We start from the raw sequence: 21,713 nt of genomic DNA on the forward strand, positions 1-21,713 counted from the left end.
ATGTTGTAAATCAGTTTTACAACCTATGCGTTGTAACTTGAAAATACACCCTATACGTAGTAAAACGCCTTTACAACCGATTCGATGTGCGGGCGTGGCGCATTCTTGCGCGGGCCTGCGCGCTGCCCGCTATGGCCACCACCTATCCCATTCGCATCCTGAGTCAGCTCGGGCCCGTGCTGCAGGGCTTTCGCAAGTCGCGCGGTCTGACGCAGGCTGACATCGCCGCACGGCTTGGCGTCAGCCAGCAGAGCTATGCGCGGCTGGAGGCGAATCCGGGCCGCGCCAGCATGGCGCGAGTCCTGGCGGCGCTGCAGGCGCTGGAAGTGGACCTGACGCTGACGCCCCGCGTGGCGGCCGAGGCCGCTGGGGCGGCGGGCGCCCGGCGGGGCAAGCCGCCGGTCAAGCCAGTCAAAGCCGCCAAGACCGTAAAGCCGGCCAAGACAGCCAGGCCGGCACCGGCGCGCAAGCGCGGGGCGGACCAGGGCGAGGACTGGTAATGGGTCGGCGTCCGCTACGGCGCAGGCTTGGCGTCTGGATGAACGGATGGCTGACGGGTACCTGGGAACAGGGTACCGACGGCGAGTCCTTTACCTACGATGCCGACTGGATGGAAAGCGACCAAGGGCGGCCCCTGTCGCTCTCGCTGCCGTTCCGCTCCGACGCCGCGCCGTATCGCGGCAGCGTGGTGACCGACTATTTCGACAACCTGCTGCCCGATAGCGATGCGATCCGCCGCCGTCTGGCGCAGCGCCATCGCACCCAGGGTACCGGTCCGTTCGATTTGCTGGCGGCATTGGGCCGCGATTGCGTGGGCGCGCTGCAATTGCTGCCGGCGGGCGCGGAGCCGGAAGACCTGCGCACCATCCAGGGCACGCCGATGGATGAAGCGGCCATCGCACGGCTGCTGCGCGACGCGACGCGGAATGCGCCGCTGGGCCAGCACGACGACGAGGGCGACCTGCGGCTGTCGATAGCGGGCGCGCAGGAAAAGACGGCACTGCTGCTGCACGGCGGCAAATGGCTGTTGCCGCATGGCAGTACGCCGACCACCCATATCCTGAAGCTGCCGCTGGGGCTGGTTGGCAACATGCGGGCGGACATGCGCACCTCCGTGGAGAACGAATGGCTGTGCGCGCAGATGGTGCGGCATTTCGGGCTACCAATCGCGGACTGCGCAATCGCCACGTTCGAGGACCAGAAAGTGCTGGTGGTCGATCGCTTCGATCGCCGGCTGGCCCCCGATGGCAGCTGGATCATCCGCCTGCCGCAGGAAGACTTCTGCCAGGCACTGGGCATCTCGCCGCTGGCGAAATATCAGGCCGACGGCGGGCCGGGCATTGCCGACATCATGACCGTGCTGGCAGGCTCCGAGGCGCCTGCGTCCGACCGGCGTAACTTCTTCAAGGTGCAGATCCTGTTCTGGCTGCTGGCCGCCACCGACGGCCATGCCAAGAACTTCAGCCTGTCGATCGGCCCGGGCGGGCGCTACTGGTCGACGCCGCTGTACGACGTGCTGTCGGCCTTTCCGATCATGGGCGGCGGCGCCAACCAACTGGCCCCGCAGAAGGCGCGCATGGCAATGGCGGTGCGCGGCACCCAGAATCACTACCGCATTGGGCAGATCATGCGCCGGCACTGGCTGGAGCAGGGGCGCAGGGTAGGGATGCCCCCGCCCGAAGTGGAAGCCATTCTTGCCGAGCTGAAAGACGCGGTCGAGCCAGCGATTGCCGCGACGTCCGCGCAATTGCCGGTGACGTTTCCGGGCGACGTGGCCGAGCGCGTCTTTGCCGGACTCCGGGCGCAGGCCAGACGCATCTGAGGCACGCGAGGCATCCGTCGCCTCCGCCTTCCGCCTTACCCGCAGGCATGCACGCCGATTTGTACCGCTCTGTATCCGGGCGGACGATCGATACGTCGCCACACGCAATAGCCGTTTCCGCCACACGGATGCGATACGTCCGGCCCTTCCAATAGACCCTATGGCGACAGCGCACGGTGCGCCGCCAAAAACCGGTCTGGTAGGAGCCACCCATGTCGAAATTCAACATTGCGCTGCAGCTGACGAGGACAGTGTTCTCGTCGTTGCCGCCCGGTGCGCTCCAGGGGTTGACGCTGGCCACGGTGGCAGCAGCCACGGCCTGCGTGGCCCTGGCGGTGGCATCGCAAGCGCGCTCCGTACCGGCCTTCAACCACTAAAAATGTCTGGAGAGATCCCATGTTGAATCGAACGATTGTATCGCTGGCCGTGGCGGCCCTTGGCCTGACCGCGGGCGCCGCGGCCTACGCCGCTCCGGCTGCCGGCAATGCGCAGCCTTCCGTGGTCATCGTGCATGGCGCCTTTGCCGACGGCTCGGACTGGGCCAAGGTCATCCCGTTGCTACTGGCCAAGGGGGTGAAGGTGCAAGCCGTGCAGAACGGGCTGGAATCGCTGGCCGGGGACGTGGCGGCCACGCGGCGCGCCATCGAGAACCAGTCCGGCAAGGTGGTGCTGGTGGGGCATTCGTGGGGCGGCACCGTGATCACCGAGGCCGGCGCCAACGACAAGGTTTCCGCGCTGGTCTATGTGGCGGCGTTCGCGCCGGAAGCAGGGCAGTCCACCGAGGAAGCCGGCAAGGCATTCCCGCCCGCGCCGGGTATCGGCAAGCTGGTGGCGGACAAGGACGGCTACTTGTCGCTGCCGCCGGACGCGGTGGCCAGTGATTTTGCCCAGGACGTGCCAGCCGCCCAGGCGCGCGTCATGGCGGCCACCCAGGGGCCGATCCAGGCCAAGGCGTTTGGAGAGAAGACGAGTGTTGCGGCATGGGCCAGCCGTCCGTCGTGGTACATCGTCAGCGCCAACGACCGCATGATTCCGCCGGACCTGGAGCGCGCGATGGCCCGGCGCATCAACGCGAAGGTGACCACGCTGCCGACCAGCCACGTGCCGCAGCAATCGAGGCCGGCCGATGTGGCAAAGGTGATTCTGGATGCCGTGCAGTCCGTAAAGACGCAGCAATAACGCATCGCAATTGTTGACCGGCGCAGCCCTCTCCCGGAACCGATGGGAGAGGGCGCGCCGCTATCGCAGGCCGGGACTTACTTGTTCGGCTTTGCGGCCGGACCGGCTGGCAGTGGTTCGATACCATCGCCCTTCACATACGTAACGGACGTCACGTAGCTGGCCGCGGTGTACTTCTCCACGCCATTCACGCCCTGGCGTTCGCCGCCGCTCGGATCGCTGTGCGACAGCTCGGCCACATACATGCCCTTCCAGGGCATATCGAACGTGACCAGGCCCTGTTCGTCGGTGCGGGCTTCCTTGGCCCAGCCGGATTGCGTCACCAGTTCGACCTTGGCCTTGGGCAGCGGCTTACCCTGGTAGTAAGCCTTGAACGCGCCAGGCTGGCCGGCGGGCACGAGGTCCAGCGTCAGTTTTGGCTGCTGGGCGGTAAAGTCCGACACCCAGCGCGCGGCCGGGTAGTAGCGGTTCGTGAATTCCTTGTCGCCGCGCTTGCCCGTGTGGAGCGGATACTTCGCGTCTTCCGCCACCAGCGTGTCTCGCTCGCCAAGCGTGAACGGTACCTGGAAGCCGTTACCGGTCTTCGTGACATTGGCGGTCTTCTCGCCGCTGGCGGAGATCAGCGTGGCGGTGGGTGCCACGAACTTGTCCAGTAGGCCCGGAGACACCTCGCGCAGGTTCTCACCGAATTCGCCAAAGCGGATCGATGCCGGCTGGCCGGCGGGTTGCTCGATCCAGATCTGGTGTGCGTGGGCCGCGCCGGACAGCGCAATCAATGCAGCGGCAAGGGAAATGGTCTTGTTCATATGGCTCATGCCTCGTCGTGTTGACTTCAGAAATCGAATTGCGCGGAAAGGAACACCGTGCGCGGTGCCGCAACAGTAGCGTAAGTGCCGCTCACGAGCCAGTAGTTCGAATTGAACAGGTTTTCGACGTTGGCTCGGAAGACGACCGACTTGCCCATGACTTTGGTCCGGTAGCGCGCGCCAATGTCGTAGCGGGTCCAGCTTGGCATGCTCAGCGTGTTCGTCGCGTTGAAGTACAGCGACGAGGTATGGATGATCCGTCCGTTCAGGCTCAGGCCGGGCACCCAGGGCACATCCCAGTCCGCGCCAAGGTTGAACGCATTGTTCGGCACGCCGTTGGCCTTGTTGCCGTCGTTCACGCCGCCGGCCGTCTTGGTCAGCTTGGCGTCGTAGAACGTGGCGCTGGCCATCAGGCGCAGGCCGCGCAGTACTTCGCCATAGGCCGACAACTCGATACCGCGGTTACGCTGTTCGCCGTCAAAGCTGTAGAGGTTGGTGGCCGGATCGGTGATGGCGCTCGGGCGCTCGATCTGGAAGGCCGACACGGTAGTCGATATCGTGCCCCAGTCGACCTTGACGCCGCCTTCATACTGGTTCGACTTGTATGGCGGGAACACCTGACCCGCATTCGCGGCCGTGGCGGGTGCCACGCCGCCGCGCGACAGGCCCGACGTGAAATTGCCGTACACCGACACGTTCTTGACGGGCTTGATCACGATGCCGGCCAGCGGCGAGACAGCGCTCTGGTCGTAGTTCGACGTCATCGCGCCGGTGGTGGTGCTGAAGTTGTCCAGCGCCACGCGCTGGTGGCGGAAGCCGCCGGTCAGCAGCAGGCGGTCGTTGAACATGGCCAGCGTGTCGGTCAGCGTGAAGCTGGTAAGCGCGGTGTCCGATGCCTTGCTTGCGTCGATGCGATTGCCCACGACCGGTGTCAGCGGCACCGGATTGTAGATGTTCGATGCCTGGGCCGGCGCCGACGACGGCACATAGGCGTTGCCCAGTTCCTGCTCCAGGCGCGTGAAGCTGGCCGTGACCGTATGGCCGACGCCGAACGTGTTGAACGACGCGCGCGCGCCCACATCGGCCGTCCACGTCTTGCTGTACGAATCGTAGAATGAATTCGTGGCGGTGAAGTTGCCCTGCGCGTTGGCCGGGCCGCCCGGGAACGTCTGGTAGGCCGTGCCGTCGCGATAGCCGCCGGCCGCGTACACCGTCAGGTTCGGCAGGATGTCGTATTCCAGTCGTGACATCACGGCCGTGTCGTGCAACGCGAGTTCGGTGCCGGGGTAGAAGTTTCGATGGCCCGACGGCGCGTCGGGGATCTTCGTCACGCCGGCCTGAAAGCCGATCTGCGGACGAAAATTGTCGGTACCTTCGTGCTGGGTGTAGGTGTCCAGCGACCAGCGCAGCTTCTTGCCCCGGTAGTCCAGTGCCAGCGCGCCCACGCCCTGTTTCTGGCGGCCGTCGTCGATGGTGGTATCGCCGCCACGGACCACGCCGTTGACGCGCACGCCCCATTCCTTGTTTTCGCCGAAGCGGCGTCCCACGTCGGCCTGCACGCCGAACAGCGATTTGCTTTCGTATGTGGTGGTCAGGCGCGTCAGCGGCTCGTCGCCGGCGCACTTGGTCACCACGTTGATCGCGCCGCCGATGCTGCCGCTGGGGCCGATCCCGTACATCAGCGTGCCTGGCCCTTTGAGAACTTCCACACGTTCCATGATCGCCGTGGGCATGCGGCTGGACGAGGCCATGCCGTACAACCCGTTCAGCCCAACGTCGCCGCTGGATACCGTGTAGCCGCGAATCTGGAAGTCCTCGCCAAAGCCCCCGCGCGAGGTCAGTGTGCGTACCGATGCGTCATTGATGACCACGTCGGCCAGCGTTCTGGCCTGCGTGTTGTCGATCATCTCGCTGGTGTAGTTGGTGGTGCTGAACGGCTGGTCCATCACGTCGGACGTGCCAAGCACACCGAGCCCACCGCCACGCGCCACCTGGCCGCCGGCGTAGGCGCCTGGCAGGTCGTGGGCGCCCGCGGCGGACACGGTGACCACGAGCAGCGTGGTGGTGCCAATATCCGGGCCGCTGCTGAGCGGGCCGTTGATCAGATAGCTGCCATTCGACTGTTGCGCGACTTCCAGGCCGGTGTTGGCCAGCAGGGTATCCAGGCCGGCGCGCGGCGTGTAGGTGCCGCTCAGTCCCTTGCTCTGCTTGCCGGTCGTGATCTCGGGCTTGAACGACAACATGATGCCGGCATCGCGGCCAAAGCGGCTCAGCGCGTCTTCGAGCGAGCCGGCCGGGATGCTGTAGGCGCGTGCGGCCGCGGGCTGGGCTTGCGCCATTGCTGGCACGGCCAGGCTCGGCGCGACGATGACGGTGCCGAATGCGATGCGGCCGACCAGCGATGTCAGCAGCTTGCGGCGGAAAACAGGATTTGACTGACGCTGGCGCGCCTGGACCGGACCCATGTACAGACCTTTCGAATGGAGGAGAGATGAAGTTCTTGCCCTCCTTGACCCGCGAAAATCGGAAACGGATCAGGTCCAGCAAACTTTTTCATGCGATGGGATGGATGCGGCGCTGCATCAGTTGCGGCGCGCGGGCACGAGGCGTATCTCGTCCTGGCCCCAGAGCCGCGTGACGGTCTCCTTCTGCAGGTTCAATGTGCTGCTCAGCGTCTGCAGGACCTTGCCTGGGTCGTCGAGCGGGAATGAGCCGGACACCTTGACGCCCGCGATGGCCGGATCGCACGACAGCGAGGCGCGGCTGTAGCGCCGCAGCTCGCCAATGAATGCGTCCAGCCGCATACTGCGCGCCACGATGAATCCATCGGCCCAGGCAATGCGGGCGGCCTCGGCAGGGAAGGGCGTGCCAGTTTCCCGCGCCGTATAGCGCGCGCAGGTTCCGGCCTGCAACACCCGTGGCTGGCTATGGCTATCGGCCTGGCGCGGACGGATTTCGACGGCGCCCTGGAAGACGCAGACCTCGGTATCGCCGTCCGCCTGCCGTACCGCATAGCGGGTGCCCAGCGCGTGGGCGGTGCCGTGCAAGGTTTCGACCAGGAATGGCCGGCGCGAAGGGTGCGGGTCCTTTGCCGTGGTGATCAGGATTTCGCCGGCCAGCAGTCTCACGCGCCGTTCCGTGGCGTTGAACAGGATGTCCGCGGCGCTGTCGGTGTTCAGCGCCAGCTGGGTGCCATCGGGCAACGCCACGATGCGCCGCTCACCGACGGCCGTACGGTAATCCGCCGCCCACTGGCGCCACGGCGTGTGCTCGCGGGCCATCCACGTCAGCCCACTGGCAAAGGCCAGCGTGGCCAGCGTCTTGATGGCATGGCGACGGGGCTTCTGCTTGGGAGAACTGAGCGCGGCGCGTGCCACGCCGGCCGTCTCCGGCGCGGACAGCGGCTGCAGCCAGCTTTGCACGGACTCGATACGTTGCCACGCCCGCTCGTGGTCCGGATGCTCCGCGCGCCAATGCGCCCACGCCTGCCGCACTTGCGGCGGCGCATCGCCAGCCTGCAACTCCACCAGCCATTCGAGCGCGCGTTCGGCGACGTGGGCGGGAATCGTCGCGGCATCGGCCGTCGCCCGGTACCAGGAAGACGTCGGCACGTGTCAGCCCACGAACGAGAGGTCGGCAAAGTAGCACTGCTGCAGACCCTTGACGACGTACCGCTTGACGGTGGGAATGGAAACGCCGAGTGCCTCGGCCACCTGGGCATGCGTCTGACCGTCCAGTTGTGACAGCAGGAAAGCCTGCCGCACGATCGGCGGCAGGCCATCGAGCAGGAGGTCGAGTTCCAGCAGGGTTTCCAGCAGGATCGCGCGCGCTTCCGGCGAGAGTTCCACTTCGCGCGGCGCATGGGCCAGCGCGTCCAGATAGGCACGCTCCAGCTGCTCGCGCCGCCAGTGGTTGGACACAAGGTTCCGGGCGACCGTGGTCAGATACGCGCGAGGCTCGTCCAGCGTGGCCGGTATGCGCTCGCTGTTCAGCAGCCGCACGAACGTGTCGTGGGCCAGGTCAGCGGCCTGCTCGGCGCTGCCAAGCCGCCTGTGCAGCCAGCTCTTGAGCCACGAATGGTGGTCGCAATAGAGCGACTCGATGGTCGAGGGAAAAAGGGAGCCAGGCGTACTCATGATCTAGCCGTCATCGGTGACTACACGCAGCCCCGTGAGCGGTACCGGCTAGCCATGCAGTTTAACAATCCGTACAAATGAGAATCATTACTATTAACAGAAAGGACAGGTGGCTGTCAAATAACAGCGCCTGCGCATGCGTGCCGATACGTTGTGGATGCAACACAGACATTGGCGACATGAGAGATGTGACGACCTATCCATGCCGATTGACACGCCTTCCGTAATGAAGCGGTTATTGGGGATATTAAAAGTCGCACTCCATTTCTGACAGAAATGTAATGTTCAAAATAAGAGAAAACCCTTGAATTACATTTAGCGCGCAAAACTTCACCTATAAATATGGCTACGTGTTGCGAACTGGTGTCACGCATCACGCCTCCGCCCGCCTGTGCTAGCCTGCGGGCTTTTTTTTGCCCTTTTATAATCGATGCATTCCATTTTATTGTGAATGCGTCGCTGTTGATTTTTCCCGGTAATGAATTGAGTTTTCCGGCATGGTGAAAACCCTGCCCGTTCTTTATCTTGACTAACCTGGTATATCACATACCTTGTAACCATCGCGTCTCTCGATTACGCAAACATTACGCCGAACATTACAAATCTGTAATTCATTCGGCGATTTTTAAAATGGAGGGGATTTAAGATGAAGAACGAATAGCCAGTTGAGAAACTGCCTGGAAACCAAGGCTGCAAAAGGGTTTCGGCGCGCATTCGGTACCTACTCGTGGTTTGAGCAATGGCGGTCCTGCGCATGGGTTTCACAAGCTCAAGAAGACCAGAACAACTAGAACGACGACACAGGAGACACGCAAATGCATGCGACCACATTAGGGTTCGAGCGCACGGTGCCCGTGTATCGAACCGCATCTCCACGAAATACAGACCATTCGATAAACGGGAGCGCGCAATGACTCATGCACCGACAGGGGCTATGCGCCCCAATTCAGATTTTTCCGAAAGAAAACGCTGGTTCCAGCTAATGGTTGGCGTCGTCTGTATGGTGGCGACGGCCAATATCCAATACGCCTGGACCCTGTTTGTGCCGGAAATCCAGGACACCTTTGGCTGGTCGCGCGCAAATATCCAGATAGCCTTTACGATCTTCGTGCTGGTCCAGACTTGGCTGGCACCTATCGAAGGCTATTTCATCGATAAATTCGGGCCACGGCTGATGGTGGCGTTTGGTGCGCTTTTCATCGGCTTTGCGTGGGTGATCAATTCGCAGGCCACCACGCTGATGGGCTTCTACGTGGGCGCGGCCGTTGGCGGGCTGGGTGTCGGATCGATCTACGCCACCTGTATCAACAACGCGATCAAGTGGTTCCCCGATCGCCGCGGCCTGGCAGTGGGCCTGACGGCAGGGGGCTACGGCGCCGGCTCGGCAGCGACCATCCTGCCGATCGCCGCGATGATCGAGTCGCAGGGCTTCCAGCACACGTTCATGTTCTTCGGCATCCTGCAAGGGTCGCTGGCGTTCCTGGCTGCCTGGTTCCTGTGTGCGCCGAAGGCCAACGAAGTGAAGGCGTCGAGCAAGATCTACCAATCCACGCGCGACTACACGCTGCGCGAGGCCCTGGCGACCAAGCTGTTCTGGCTGATGCTGGTGATGTTCGTGCTGGTGGTCACGGGCGGCATGATGGCCGTGGCGCAACTGGGTGTCATCGCCAAGGACCTCGGCGTGAAGGAGTTCAAGGTCGACCTGTACTTCTTCACGATGGCCGCGCTGCCGCTGGCCCTGATGCTGGACCGCGTCATGAACGGTATCTCGCGTCCGCTGTTCGGCTGGATCTCCGACAATATCGGGCGAGAGAAAACGATGGTGATTGCCTTCTCGCTCGAAGGCATCGGGATCATCGCGCTGGGCTACTTCGGAAGCAACCCATATGCGTTCCTGATCCTGTCGGGCGTGGTTTTCCTGGCATGGGGCGAGGTCTACTCACTGTTCTCGGCCCTGGCCGGCGATGCATTCGGCACCAAGCACATCGGCAAGATCTACGGCGTGCTGTACACGGCCAAGGGCATCGGCGCGCTGTTCGTGCCAATCGGCAACCTGATGATGGAAGCCACTGGCACGTGGTCCACCGTGCTCTATACCGTGGCCACGATGGACCTGATGGCCGCGTTCCTGGCGCTCACGGTACTAAGGCCCGTGTTCACCAATCACGTGGCGGCGGCCAAACGAAGGATTGCCGACGAGCAGGGCAGCGGCACGACTCAGGTGCCAGCCTGATGCAGGCATAGGAGACGCCCGGAGCAAGGGCCGATTCCTGATGGCACGGCACGGGGCGCTCAAACGCCCCGTTTTCATTGCACTCAGCTCAGGCCAGTTCGCGCTCCGCGACGGCGGCCTGGCGGGTTTCGGCGGCACGGCGTGTCTGCGTCAGCCGCCGGTATCGCCCCAGTGCCCACAGCGGAAAGTACGCGGTGTACCCGTGGTACTTCAGGTGGAAGATGCGCGGAAAGCCGGGCGCGTTGTGGAAAGGATGGCTCCAGAATCCATCGTCGCCCTGCGCGTCAACCAGATAGGCCACGCCGCGCTTCACCGATTCGGATTCGTGTTCGCCCAATGCCAGCTGTCCCAACAGCGCCCAGGCCGTATGCTCAGACGTGCTGCCGGCGGCATGGGTGCCGGCCAGCTCGGGATGCAGATAGCTGTCGTTCGTTTCGCCCCAGCCGCCGTCGGCATTCTGCTTGCCGCGCAGCCAGCCCACGGCATTGCGCACCATCGGCACGCCGCGGTCGACGCCCGCCAGCGCCAGGCCGGCCAGCACGCTCCATGTGCCGTAGATGTAGTTGGTGCCCCAGCGGCCCCACCAACTGCCATCGGCTTGCTGGGTCTCGCGCAGATAGCTGATGCAGCGCTCGCGCGACGAGGCGTCCTGCGGACGGTTCGTGACACCCATCGCCAGCAGCACGCGGCCCGACACATCCTCGGTAGGCGGGTCGAGCAGGGCGCCGTGATCCGCGAACGGAATGGCGTTCAGGTACTGGCGGTCGCAATTGGCGTCGAAAGCGCCAAAGCCGCCGTTCTTCGATTGCAGGCCGATCGACCAGTCGAGCGCGCGGTCGACGTGAGGCTTGAACCGAGCAGCCTGTCCCGTGCGCTTGCCGTGCGCATGCAGCATGGCAAGCACCACGGCCGTATCGTCGACATCCGGGTAGTACGGATTGGCGTACTGGAACGCCCAGCCGCCCGGCTTGGTTGCCGGCGCCGCGTTGTGCTCCCAGTCGCCGGTCAGGTCGAGCACCTGGCGCTCGGTGAGCCAGTCATAGGCGCGCGCGATGGCGGCCGACGACCGCTCGCTGGCCGGTGCCTGTTCCAGCGCCATCAGGCTCCATGCCGTGTCCCAGACCGGCGACAGGCAAGGCTGGCAATACGAAATGCCATCGTCCCGATGCACGATCAGCTTCTTCAGCGCATCCATGCAATCGCGGCGCATCGGATGGTCCTTGGCGTAGCCCATTAGCACCATCATCTCGTAGGCATAGACCATCGGCGGGAAGATGCCGCCAAAGCCGTCCTCGCCGTTCATCCGTTCCTCGCTCCACTGCACGGCGCGCTGGATTGCCTTGCGGCGCAGCGCGCGCGGAATCAGCGGTTCGGCGTGGCGCACGACACGGTCGAGTTTCAGGAACAGCCCCTGCAAGCCACGCTTGCGCGGGAAGTACTCGGTTTCCAGCTCAGGTGCCGTCACGAACAGTTCCTGCACATGGATGCCGAGCGGGTTCTTCGCCCGGGCACGCATCGAGCACAGCACCAGCAGCGGCACCATTGTCGTGCGGGCCCAATAGGCTACCTTGTCCATGTGGATCGGCGCCCAGCGCGGAAACAGCATGAACTCCACCGGCATGAACGGCGTGGCGCGCCAGGGCACCTCGCCGAATGTTGCCAGCAGGATGCGCGTGAAGACGTTCGATTTCGCGGCGCCGCCGTGCTGCAGAATCGCGTCCCGCGCCTGCACCATGTGGGGCGCGTCGGGCGAATCGCCAGCGGCCTTCAACGCAAAGTACGCCTTGACGCTGCACGAGATATCGAGCGCGCCGCCGTAGTAGAGGTCCCATCCGCCATGCCGGTCACGCCGTTGCAGCGCGCGCAGGTACTTCGCCATGCGGGCCTGGAGTCCGGTGTCGATCTCATCGACGAAATGCATCATGAGGATGTATTCGGCGGTGATCGTGGCGTCGGATTCGAGTTCGAAGCACCAGTGTCCGTCGGCGTGTTGCAGGTCCAGCAGTGCGTCGCGCGCACGTACCAGCGCGGCATCGATATCCGATGCCGAAATGTCTTGTGAGGTCATGCTTGTTCTGTTTCCGGGCGCGGCTGGGTCAGTTGTTCGAGCTGGCGGACCAGCGCCGCGCGTTGGGCGGGATCTATCGTGCGATGGCCGAGCAGGTCGGCCAGCCAGAGGCCATCGGCGGCCAGGCGGCACAGCAGGAGCCGCGCCGTATCGTCGCACTGCGCGGCGTCATGCTGTAGCGACGCCGCTTCCCATTCCTGATAAGGCATGCGGAATTCCGGGCGGGCCATGACCAGCATCATCGCTGCCTTCCAGAGTTCGCGTTGGCCTGCTTCGACAAAGCCGTCGGCCGAGGCCCGCAGATAGGCGCGCGTATTGCGGCCGTGCGGTTCGGTATCGGACGCGGCCACCGTGTCCACCTGGCGCTTGAAATGGCCAAGCACCTCGCTTGACAGCGCCTCCAGCAATTCCTGCTTGCTTGAAAAGTGGTGCTGCAGTCCGCCTTTCGATACACCGGCGCGGGCTGCCACGGCATTGAGTGTCACCGCGCCAATGCCTTCCTCGACCAGCAGGTCGATGGTTGCGGCAATCAGGCGGTCGCGTATCAGCTGCGGCTGTTTGGGGCGGCGATGGGCTTCACTCATGGCGCCGGAAGATACCATCCGGACGGATTGTTTGCAATGTCGTCTCCGCGCCGCTTTTGCGCGGCCGCCAATGTCTACATATGTCTACATGCAGTGCAAACACTTCAGTCAGCCGTTTTGGTAACCGTTAGTGCGCTGCAGCATCGACTACCGGTTCCTCCAGCCATGCCAAGCAAACTCTCGATTCGATTCCGCCTCAACGCGGCCCTGGCCGTCCTGGCCGCTCTGCTGACCCTGATCGGTGTGATCGGTGTGTTCGGGATGCGTGCATCCATTGCCGACATCCAGGAGATCTATACGAACCAACTGGCGTCGACCAGGTTTGTCGCGGCCTCGCAGCTCAATGCAGCGGTGGTGCGTACCACGCTGGATCGTGCCGTGTTCCATCCCGATGCCGCCGATGTGCCGGCGACGATCGATAAGGCCGCCGCGTATCGGGAAAAGTCGGAGAAGGCGTGGGGTGCCTACCAGGCGCTGGCCAAGTCCGCGGAGGAGAAGGCGCTGTCGGACAAAGTGGAAGCGCTGCGCGCCAGGTTCTTCAAGGAAGGCGTGGAACCGCTGGTGGCGGCGTTGCGCGCGCAGGATGCCGCGGCCGTCGACCAGCAGGTGATGGCCAGGATTCCGCCGATATTCGTGGAGCTGACCGCCGCCGTGAACGCGCTGGAGCGTAATCAGAGCGATCAGGCCCAGGCCATGTACGAAAACGCCACGGCGCGTTCGCAGCGCTTTCTCTGGATGGTGATTGGCGCCGTCGGCGTTGGCATCGTCGGCGCGGTGGCCTGCGCTATCGGTTTGCGCCGCGCCATCTCCGAGCCGCTGGTCCGCATGCTGGAAAGCTTCGGGCGGATTTCGCACGGTGACCTGACGGAACGCATCCGCGTGACCAGCCATGACGAGATGGGCGACCTGACGCAAGGGCTGCAGCAGATGCAATCGGGCCTGGTCGACGCGATTCACACGATGCGCGGCGGCAGCGATGCCATCGCTACGGCCACGCGCCAGATCGCGGCCGGCAACCTGGACCTGTCGCAACGTACCGAGCAGCAGGCCAACGCGCTGGAAGAAACCGCCGCCAGCATGGAGCAACTGACAGCCATCGTGCGCCAGAACGCCGAGAACGCCCACCAGGCCAATCTGCTTGCCGCGGCCGCGTCGGACACCGCGTCACGCGGTGGCGAGGACATGCGCAATGTGGTGTCCACGATGAGCGGCATCCAGCAGGCTTCGCGCAAGATCGGCGAAATCACGGCGGTGATCGAAGGCATCGCTTTCCAGACCAACATCCTGGCCCTGAACGCCGCCGTCGAGGCGGCTCGCGCGGGCGAGCAGGGCCGTGGCTTTGCCGTGGTGGCTGGCGAAGTGCGCGAACTGGCGCAGCGCTCGGCATCGGCCGCCAAGGAAATCGTGCAATTGATCAACGACACCGTGAATCAGGTGGAGGCCGGCACCGAGCAGGTGGACAAGGCCGGTACCACGATGCACGACCTCGTTCAGGCCGTGGGCCGCGTCACGTCGATCATGGGCGAGATCAGCACGGCGTCGCGCGAGCAGAGCGCCGGCATCGACCAGGTTGGCAAGGCCGTCACGCAGATGGACCAGATGACCCAGCAGAACGCCGCGCTGGTGGAAGAAGCCGCGGCGGCGGCCAAGGCGCTGGAGGAACAGGCCGATGTGCTGCGCGCGTCGGTATCGTCCTTCCAGGTGCCCGCAATGGCCTGATTCGGCAGGAAGCCTCAGGCCGGGTCGAGCGGCGCAAAGCGCAGCCGCTCGTCTTCCAGGCGTCCGTGGAACATCTCGGCCGGGCGTGCCCACGGCGACGTGTTGTGCGGCCAGATATGGACGTAGACCGTCAGCACTTCGCCATTCTCGGTGTGCGTGGCCTCAAAGACGCGCCGATACAGACCGCCCTTGTAGTGGCGATGCGTGGCCAGCTTCAGCGCTTCGGCCTCGCTGGCTACCTGGTAGCGCGGGTTCTTGCCTTCGCCAAATTCGCTGACCAGCGCAAAGGCCTGGGTGATGGCGTCGATGTCCGAGTTCTGCATGGGTATTCCGGTTCGGTCTGCGTCTCGCAGACGGGCCCGCATTCTACCGTCGACCGCAGTCCTCGGTCCCTGGCGCGGCCACTCAGATCGCCTGCTGGCGCGTCAGCCGCGCGCGGCAATGGATGCAGGCATCGCGCACCATGAAGTTCACCAGCGTCGGTGATACGCCGAGTTGCGATGCGATGTCTTTCTGCGCCATCCCTTGCACGCGGCACATCTCGAATGCGCGTTGCGTGCGCTCGGGCAGCTCCGCGAGCGCGCCAGCCAGCGCACAGAGTGCCTGGCGGCCGATGATGATCATGTCGGGCGATGTGGTGGGCGAGGGCGCGTTCATGCCTTCGTCCTCGGCAGCCATCCATTTCTGCTCCAGCGCCTGGCGCCGGTAGGTGTCGATGGCCAGGTTCCGGACCACCTGGAACAGATAGCTCAGACGGCAGCGGATGGCGCCGTCGTCAGTCATGTCGCGCAGCCGCAGGAACGCGTCCTGCACCACGTCTTCGGCCATATCGCGGGACCCCACGATCCTAGCTGCGGCGCCTACCAGCGCGCGCCGGTTTTCCATGAACAACCCCAATAGCGTATCGGCGCCCACGGGCGCGGCGGGGCGTTTTCGAACTTCGGTTGCGGGAATCACGGGGGCGGCTCCTTGGGGCTGATGCAGTGCGGAGCAGGTAAGTTAATAATAATGAGAATGATAGTCAATTAACTAAAATGTAACCCTGATGTTACTTCAAGAGAAATAGTTGTCACGATTCCAGCATATGGAAGCAATTAAATTTCACGATTTCTGCTTCGTCTAGGCGGCGGATGCGGAGCCTTCGGCAGGATTAATTTCCTGGAACGCTCATTCGTCACGTATTGGATGGACGCGCGAATCCTTGCGGCCGAGTGGCCGCTGACACGATTGCCCAGCCCCCTGCCGACCGTGGCGCTTTGGCAACTCGATCTGAAAGACCTCGCTGAAATCGGGGAGATGGCGGCTGCCTGCCTGAGTCCGGAGGAGCGGGCGCGCCACGCCGCGCTGCGCCACCCGCGGGACCAGCGGCGGTACGCCGCTACGCGCACGGCTTTGCGTTGCCTTTTGGCGCGACGGCTGCAATGCGAGCCGGCGTCGCTATGCCTGGTGTCCGGCGCTCATGGCAAACCGGCGTTGGCGATGGCTGGCGCGCCGGCGTTCAACGTGTCGCATGCGGGAGACTATGCGTGGATCGCCATCGCGGATCGTGACGCGAAGGTGGGCGTGGAAGGAAGCGCGGAAGTGGGCGTGGATATCGAGAGGATCGATGCAACGCTGACGCAGGCCGCGCTGCGCGACATGGCCGCGCACTGCCTGACGGCGCGCGAGTGCGCGTGGCTGGAAGCGCAGCCGGCCGACGCATGGCCGCGCGCGTTCTTCACGCTATGGACGGCCAAGGAGGCGTTGCTGAAGGCGCTCGGCATCGGGATCGCCGATCACCTGCAGCATGTCTCCGTGATCATCCGGGCGGCCGGCGACGCGCGCCACGCCGCGGTGCCCGAGTCCGGCCTGCCCGCCGCGCACGCGGCGGCGCTGGCGCGGACCCGGCTATATGCGCTTGCCGCGCCCGACGGTTATGCCGCCGCGATGGCCTGGCTACCGCCGGCCTGAAGCGGCTGCGCCGTCCAGCCTTGCGCGGCGTTCAGCGCATCGTGGATATCGCCCGCGATTTCCTCGGCGCGAACCGGCAATACCGACAACAGCGTATCGCTGAGCCCGTGGCTGCTCTGGCAGAACCCCTGCAGGTACACCGGCACGGCCAGCTCCGATGCGGTCTGCACACGATAGTTGCGATCCACCGAAAGATCGCCCAGGTAGCGGCTCAACGGTTCCAGCAGGCGCCGATGGCTTTCGCGCTCGTAGCCCGTGGCCAGCACCACGGCATCGTAACGGCGCGTCTCGGTATCGGCGGTGGTGGCCGTGCTTGGCGCGGTGGTGGCGACGGTCAGCTCCACGCCATGCGTGCCGGCGTGCGCGGCTTTGACCGCCTTGCATGTCAGCAGGTTGACGCGGAACTGGCCGCTGACCTTCTGGCGATACAACATGCCGTAGATGCGTTCGATCAGGTCCGCATCGATGACCGAGTAGTTCGTGTTCAGGTATTCGTCGATCAGGCGGTTACGGCCGGCCTGGGTCTGCTCGAACACCACGTCCGTATAGGCCGGCGCAAAGATTTCGTTGACGAACGGACTGTCGTCGGCGGGTTTCAGCGCCGCGCCGCGCACCAGCCAGTCCACCTTGGCCGACGGGTGGTTGTCGTGCAGGTCGATGAATGCTTCGGCGGCGCTCTGGCCCGCGCCAACCACGGCGATGCGCATCGGCTTGCCGCTCGCGCACGGCTGTTGAAGGACCCAGTTCAGATAGCCGCTGTGATGCGTGACCCGGGCATCGCCACGCAGGCTGGCAAATGCTTCGGGAATGCGTGGCGTGCCGCCCGTCGACAGCACCACCGCGCGAGCCGTGCGCACGCGCTCGCGGCCCTGGCTGTCCACCGAAACCACGCGCACGCGGTTGATCCGGCCATCGTGGCCGCGCGGCGGCTCCGGCTCGATGCGCTGCACATCCTCGCCCGCGCTGCACTGTCCGGCAAAGTGGCTGGCGGCCCAGCGCAGGTAGTCGTTGTACTCCATGCGGCTGGGATAGAACGTGCGCAGGTTGATGAAATCGACCAGACGACCGTGGCGGTGCAGATAGTTGACAAAGCTGTACGGACTGGTCGGGTTGCGCATCGACACAAGGTCCTTCAGAAACGAGATCTGCATCTCGCTTTGGGATACCAGCGTATTGCCGTGCCACTGGTAGTGCAGCTGCTTTTCCAGAAAGTGGGCGTCCAGCGGCCTGCCGGCTGCGTTCTGCTCCTGCAATGCAATGGCCAGGGCCAGGTTGGACGGCCCAAAGCCGATGCCAATCAGGTCGTGGACGGCGGGAGGAATGTCGCGAAGCGTCATGGGTTCGGTCCTTGGCTCAAATCGGGAGGAAAGGGTGGGGCGCTCGGGCGTCCCACCGGGGCAGATGAATCAGGGGCGCGTAGCTTCCGGCGCGGTCGGCGCCGGCATCAGCAGGTGTTCTCCAAAGAACCGCTCGCGCAGCAGCATCACCAGCATGGCGCGCTTGTGCGGGAAGTCGAATTCCTTGATTTTCGAGAACCCTGCCTTATCCAGGTTGGCGATCTGGCGCAGGTGGTCCGCGCGCGGTTCGCCCACGATGCGCTGCGTGCGCGGATCGTCCAGGAGCTGGTAATGCTGGATGGACGGGAACCACGCGGTCAGGAACGCCTTGCCGCGAAACGCCGGTTCGCCGATCAACACGTGCCAGCCCCGGTCGTGGTCCAGTGCGTCGTAGAACGGGGCGATCCGGTTCTCCTTGGCCCAGTAGACCTCGAAGTAGCCGAACGGCGTATCGTCGAACGCGGCAATCAGCGGCAGCATGTGACGGTCGTCGATCAGCCCTTGCAGGTAGGCGCGGTGCTTTGCCTCGTCGCCTTCCTCGTTCCAGAAGTAGGCCACGTCGGGATCGTTCATCCATCGGTCCAACAGCGGCAGGTCTCGCTCCAGTTCGGCCGCGCGCAGCGTCAGCGTCTTGTCGAGCCACGGGATGTACCGGGCGTAGACCACGCCGGCGGGCTTGGGCGGACGCTGCGGATGACGCTTGCCGTCGGTCATCGCATAGTGCAGCGGATAGGGGCCGGCGGATGGCGCCATGTAAAGCTCGGGGCGCTGCCACAGCAGGCTTGCGTGTGCCACGCTGGCGCCAGTCTTGTCTTCGACGCATACGCCCAGGCCGGCCAGCTGGTGCGCGGCGTCACGTGATTCGATCTTGACCTGCAGGCTGAATGGCGCGCCGTTCGCAAAGGCGGCATCCAGGGCAGCCACCGTTGCGTGTGCCAGCGCGTTGGCGTCGGTGTCGCAGTCCAGCAGGTGCAGCGCGTTGTCGTCGAGCGCGAACCGTGCAAGCTGCCGGCCGTGCTGCGTGACTGTCAGACGTTTGCCATCGAAGCGGCTTTCGCAGCGCAAGAGCGGCTGCGCGGCGTAGGCGATGTGTGAGAAAGAGGTCGGGATCGGCATCGGTTCGGTTCAGGCGGAATGGTTGTCAGGCGGCATGCAGTCGAGACGACGCAGGGCGGCCGGGATTTACAAAGGCATGCGCCAGCGCGCCGGCAAGGTCTTCATGTGCCTGCGCGGCGTCGGCCACGATATTTCCCATGCGCAGGAATTCGTGGACCATGCCCGCGTATTCGCGCACGGTCACGGGCACGCCGGCATCGGCGAGCTTGCGTGCGTAGGCATGGCCTTCGTCGCGGAGCGGGTCGCATTCGGCCAGCACGATCCACGCCGGTGCCACGTCCCGGTGACTGGCCGCGCGCAGTGGCGCAAAGCGCCAGTCCTCGCGGTCACGCGCATCGCGCAGGTACTGGCTGTAGAACCACTCGATCGTTTCGGTATCGAGCAGGTGGCCATTTCCATAACGCCGATGCGATTCGGAGTCGGTGCTGCCACCCAGGCCCGCGTAGCACAGCACCTGGAGGCACGGCTGCGGCAGCGCGGGATCGTCGCGTGCGGCCAGCGCCAGCATTGCGCTGAGCGTGCCGCCCGCGCTGTCGCCGCCGACGGCGATTCGCTCTGCATCGAGCCCCAGCGCGGCGGCGTTCGCGCCAAGCCAGGCCAATGCGTCGACGGCGTCATTGGCAGCGGTCGGAAACTTGTGCTCGGGCGCGAGCCGGTACGCGACCGATACCACGGCGCAAGGTGTGCGCGCCGCAATCGCGCTGCAAAGCGATGCATGGGAATCGAGGCTGCCAACCGTGAAGCCGCCGCTATGAAAATGCAGCAATACCGGTAGCGGTGGACCATCGCCACGCTGGCGCGGTGCATAGAGCCGCGCGTCGATCCGCTGGCTGTCGCGGGTCGGGATGGTCAGGGTTTCGACGCGGGCCAGCGGTTCGGACGGAAGGTCCAGCGCAACGGACGCCTCGTCGAATTCGCGCCGCGCCTGTGCCGGCGTCAACTGGTGGATCACCGGGCGCTTGCCCGTGGCGGTGGCGATTTCCACCATGTCGAGCAGTGCTTCGAGGTCTGGGTGCAGGGGCATGGGCAATATCGTGGATGACGTCAGGCGGCCGAGGCCACGGCCAGCGGCTCCGCGGCGGCCTGGGATGCGGTTGCGGTATCGGTTGCGGTATCGGCAACGATCTGGCCGTTCTCGATCTTGACCATGCGGTCTGCCAGATCGAAATAGCGGTCGTCATGCGAGATCACGAGAACGGCCTTACCCTGCGCACGCAGTTCGGGCAGTACTTCCCGATAGAAGATGTCCTTGAACAGCGGGTCCTGATCGGCGGCCCACTCGTCGAGAATCAGCACCGGCCGCCGCTCCAGGCAGGCAACGATCAGTGCCAGGCGTTTGCGCTGGCCTTGCGACAACGCCTGCGTGGTGAACCGCCCGTCGCGCACGCTGACTTTGTGGCCAAGCTGAAAGCGCTGTATCAGGCGATTGGCTAGTGCTTCGTCCTGCGGGTCATGGGCCAGCAGCGTGTCGAACAGGTGGAAGTCCGAGAACACGGCCGAGAACAGCCCACGGTAGTCGGCCAGTTGCGTCGCATCGGCTGCCTGCCCGTTGTGGCGCAGATGACCGGACAGCGGCGGATACAGGCCCGCGATCAGCTTGGCCAGCGTGGTCTTGCCGCTGCCGTTGCCACCCACCAGGAATACGATTTCGCCGGCGCGTAGCGTCAGATCGACCGGACCGAGCGCAAAGAAGCTGTTCTCGGCCTCGTGGAAATAGCGGTGGCTGGCGCCGTCGAGCGCGACCGATGCGAATGGCGCGGCCGCCTGGCCACGTGGCGGCGCCTCCGGTTCGGCATCGGCGCCGAGCGCTTCGATGCGCGCATAGGCGACGCGCCCCATGCTCAGCGCGGGCAATGCATTGAGCAGCGACTCCAGCGGAGACATGATGTACAGGAACATGATCGTGAAGCCGGTCATGACTGCCGGATCGAGCGGCGTTGCTCGCGGGGTGAACAGCACACCGCCGATCACTGCAAAGAACAGAAAGCTGCCGAAGCCGAGCGCGACGAAGAAGATCGACAATCCGCGCGTCCGCGCCGTGCGTACGGCTTCGAGTGTCACGCCGAGGCTGTCGTGCAGGAAGCTGCGCTGCTTGTCATGATTGAGCTTCAGCTCGCGCGCACCGGAGACCAGCGCCTTGAACTGGCCATGCAGGGCGTCCTGCGCCGCGCCGGCCTGCTTCAGGTGCACGAGCGCGCGACGATGATTGAGGTGATACACCCACGAACCGATCGCAAGGATCGCGCAGGCTATGCCGAACGTCGGCAGCGACAGCCAGGCCAGATAGCCCAGGCAGCCAAGCACCACCACGCTGTTGGTCAGCACCACGGGAATCACAGACAGGCCATTCGCCACATGCTGGCTGTCGTCGGCAAGCGCGGCCTGCACGCGTGCATTGCCAGTCTGTTCGATATGCGGGTAGGGCGCACCGATAAAGCGCTCGCAGATCTGTGCGCGAATGCGCGCCAGTGCGCTCTGGCTCACGCGCACGAACAGTGTGGAAGCCAGCGTGCGGCAAGCGAGCACCGCAATGGCCAGCGCCGCGAACGGCAGTGCGAGTTGTGGCGCGTCCGCGCCTTGCGTGGCGAGCACGCGATTGATCAGCGCAACCATGCTGACGGCGCACAGGCCTGCTGCAAGACTGGCCGCCGCGGCCAGGACGATGGTCAGCCGCAGCTTGCGCGGCAGGGAAGCGATAAGCGACATGCGGAAGGAATTTGGGATCGACACTGTCTGGAAGACGTGCGGCGGCCACGGAAAGTT

19 protein-coding genes are annotated in these 21,713 nt (G+C 64.6%); 7 read left to right on the forward strand and 12 right to left on the reverse strand.

Features of this window, described 5'->3' with window-relative positions; genetic code table 11:
- Positions 1-131 precede the first annotated feature (131 nt).
- The 4 genes from AC3FLX_RS08385 to AC3FLX_RS08400 all read left to right on the forward strand — a co-directional run bounded on the left by AC3FLX_RS08385 (position 132) and on the right by AC3FLX_RS08400 (position 3,001).
- Complete coding sequence (locus AC3FLX_RS08385; protein ID WP_488695518.1) at positions 132-500, forward strand: helix-turn-helix domain-containing protein; 369 nt, start codon at positions 132-134, stop codon at positions 498-500.
- On the forward strand, positions 500-1,822 hold the full coding sequence (locus AC3FLX_RS08390) for a type II toxin-antitoxin system HipA family toxin (protein ID WP_488695519.1): 1,323 nt from the start codon (positions 500-502) through the stop codon (positions 1,820-1,822). The genes AC3FLX_RS08385 and AC3FLX_RS08390 overlap by 1 nt, the downstream gene beginning before the upstream one ends.
- A 212-nt stretch (positions 1,823-2,034) precedes the next feature.
- Positions 2,035-2,199, forward strand: coding sequence for a hypothetical protein (locus AC3FLX_RS08395; protein ID WP_488695520.1), 165 nt, complete (start codon positions 2,035-2,037; stop codon positions 2,197-2,199).
- A gap of 19 nt (positions 2,200-2,218) precedes the next feature.
- Positions 2,219-3,001 carry an alpha/beta fold hydrolase gene (locus AC3FLX_RS08400; RefSeq protein WP_488695521.1) on the forward strand — a complete coding sequence of 261 codons (783 nt, stop codon included), beginning with the start codon at positions 2,219-2,221 and terminating at the stop codon, positions 2,999-3,001.
- Between the two features lie 77 nt (positions 3,002-3,078).
- Here the strand turns inward: AC3FLX_RS08400 and AC3FLX_RS08405 are convergent, their stop codons facing one another.
- The 4 genes from AC3FLX_RS08405 to AC3FLX_RS08420 all read right to left on the reverse strand — a co-directional run bounded on the left by AC3FLX_RS08405 (position 3,079) and on the right by AC3FLX_RS08420 (position 7,943).
- Positions 3,079-3,807, reverse strand: a complete 729-nt coding sequence (locus AC3FLX_RS08405) for a DUF4198 domain-containing protein (protein ID WP_488695523.1) — start codon at positions 3,805-3,807, stop codon at positions 3,079-3,081.
- 26 nt (positions 3,808-3,833) lie between these two features.
- Complete coding sequence (locus tag AC3FLX_RS08410; RefSeq protein WP_488695524.1) at positions 3,834-6,272, reverse strand: TonB-dependent siderophore receptor; 2,439 nt, start codon at positions 6,270-6,272, stop codon at positions 3,834-3,836.
- Positions 6,273-6,389: 117 nt separating this feature from the next.
- The gene (locus AC3FLX_RS08415; RefSeq protein WP_488695526.1) at positions 6,390-7,418 is read right to left on the reverse strand and encodes a FecR domain-containing protein; all 1,029 of its coding nucleotides are present in this window, start codon (positions 7,416-7,418) and stop codon (positions 6,390-6,392) included.
- Between the two features lie 3 nt (positions 7,419-7,421).
- A complete protein-coding gene (locus AC3FLX_RS08420) occupies positions 7,422-7,943 on the reverse strand; it encodes a sigma-70 family RNA polymerase sigma factor (protein WP_488695528.1) in 522 nt (173 codons plus the stop codon).
- A 910-nt stretch (positions 7,944-8,853) separates the two neighbouring features.
- Between AC3FLX_RS08420 and oxlT the strand changes: the two genes are divergently transcribed.
- The gene (gene oxlT, locus AC3FLX_RS08425; RefSeq protein WP_488695530.1) at positions 8,854-10,176 is read left to right on the forward strand and encodes an oxalate/formate MFS antiporter; all 1,323 of its coding nucleotides are present in this window, start codon (positions 8,854-8,856) and stop codon (positions 10,174-10,176) included.
- An 88-nt stretch (positions 10,177-10,264) separates the two neighbouring features.
- Here the strand turns inward: oxlT and shc are convergent, their stop codons facing one another.
- The gene (gene shc, locus AC3FLX_RS08430) at positions 10,265-12,244 is read right to left on the reverse strand and encodes a squalene--hopene cyclase (RefSeq protein WP_488695532.1); all 1,980 of its coding nucleotides are present in this window, start codon (positions 12,242-12,244) and stop codon (positions 10,265-10,267) included.
- Positions 12,241-12,828 carry a TetR/AcrR family transcriptional regulator gene (locus tag AC3FLX_RS08435; RefSeq protein WP_488695534.1) on the reverse strand — a complete coding sequence of 196 codons (588 nt, stop codon included), beginning with the start codon at positions 12,826-12,828 and terminating at the stop codon, positions 12,241-12,243. The genes shc and AC3FLX_RS08435 overlap by 4 nt, the downstream gene beginning before the upstream one ends.
- Before the next feature lie 165 nt (positions 12,829-12,993).
- Between AC3FLX_RS08435 and AC3FLX_RS08440 the strand changes: the two genes are divergently transcribed.
- Positions 12,994-14,547, forward strand: coding sequence for a methyl-accepting chemotaxis protein (locus AC3FLX_RS08440; protein ID WP_488695536.1), 1,554 nt, complete (start codon positions 12,994-12,996; stop codon positions 14,545-14,547).
- Positions 14,548-14,561: 14 nt separating this feature from the next.
- On the opposite strand, the gene AC3FLX_RS08445 is transcribed toward AC3FLX_RS08440, so the two are convergent.
- Positions 14,562-14,828: a DUF1653 domain-containing protein gene (locus AC3FLX_RS08445; RefSeq protein WP_488695629.1), complete on the reverse strand. Its 267-nt coding sequence runs from the start codon at positions 14,826-14,828 to the stop codon at positions 14,562-14,564.
- Between the two features lie 124 nt (positions 14,829-14,952).
- Positions 14,953-15,504, reverse strand: coding sequence for an RNA polymerase factor sigma-70 (locus tag AC3FLX_RS08450; protein ID WP_488695537.1), 552 nt, complete (start codon positions 15,502-15,504; stop codon positions 14,953-14,955).
- Positions 15,505-15,732: 228 nt separating this feature from the next.
- Here AC3FLX_RS08450 and AC3FLX_RS08455 point away from each other — a divergent pair, with 228 nt between their 5' ends.
- A complete protein-coding gene (locus AC3FLX_RS08455; RefSeq protein WP_488695539.1) occupies positions 15,733-16,497 on the forward strand; it encodes a 4'-phosphopantetheinyl transferase family protein in 765 nt (254 codons plus the stop codon).
- On the opposite strand, the gene AC3FLX_RS08460 is transcribed toward AC3FLX_RS08455, so the two are convergent.
- From AC3FLX_RS08460 to AC3FLX_RS08475, 4 genes are all read right to left on the reverse strand, one after another.
- Entirely contained in the window at positions 16,461-17,834 is a 1,374-nt protein-coding gene (locus AC3FLX_RS08460) for a lysine N(6)-hydroxylase/L-ornithine N(5)-oxygenase family protein (protein ID WP_488695540.1), read from the reverse strand. The two genes, AC3FLX_RS08455 and AC3FLX_RS08460, sit on opposite strands and share 37 nt — an antisense overlap.
- A 69-nt stretch (positions 17,835-17,903) precedes the next feature.
- Positions 17,904-18,950: a GNAT family N-acetyltransferase gene (locus AC3FLX_RS08465; RefSeq protein WP_488695542.1), complete on the reverse strand. Its 1,047-nt coding sequence runs from the start codon at positions 18,948-18,950 to the stop codon at positions 17,904-17,906.
- Positions 18,951-18,975: 25 nt separating this feature from the next.
- Positions 18,976-19,974, reverse strand: coding sequence for an alpha/beta hydrolase (locus tag AC3FLX_RS08470; protein WP_488695544.1), 999 nt, complete (start codon positions 19,972-19,974; stop codon positions 18,976-18,978).
- A 20-nt stretch (positions 19,975-19,994) separates the two neighbouring features.
- Entirely contained in the window at positions 19,995-21,656 is a 1,662-nt protein-coding gene (locus AC3FLX_RS08475) for a cyclic peptide export ABC transporter (RefSeq protein ID WP_488695545.1), read from the reverse strand.
- Positions 21,657-21,713 lie beyond the last annotated feature (57 nt).

It is taken from the genome of Cupriavidus sp. 291-E7, from assembly GCF_057798835.1.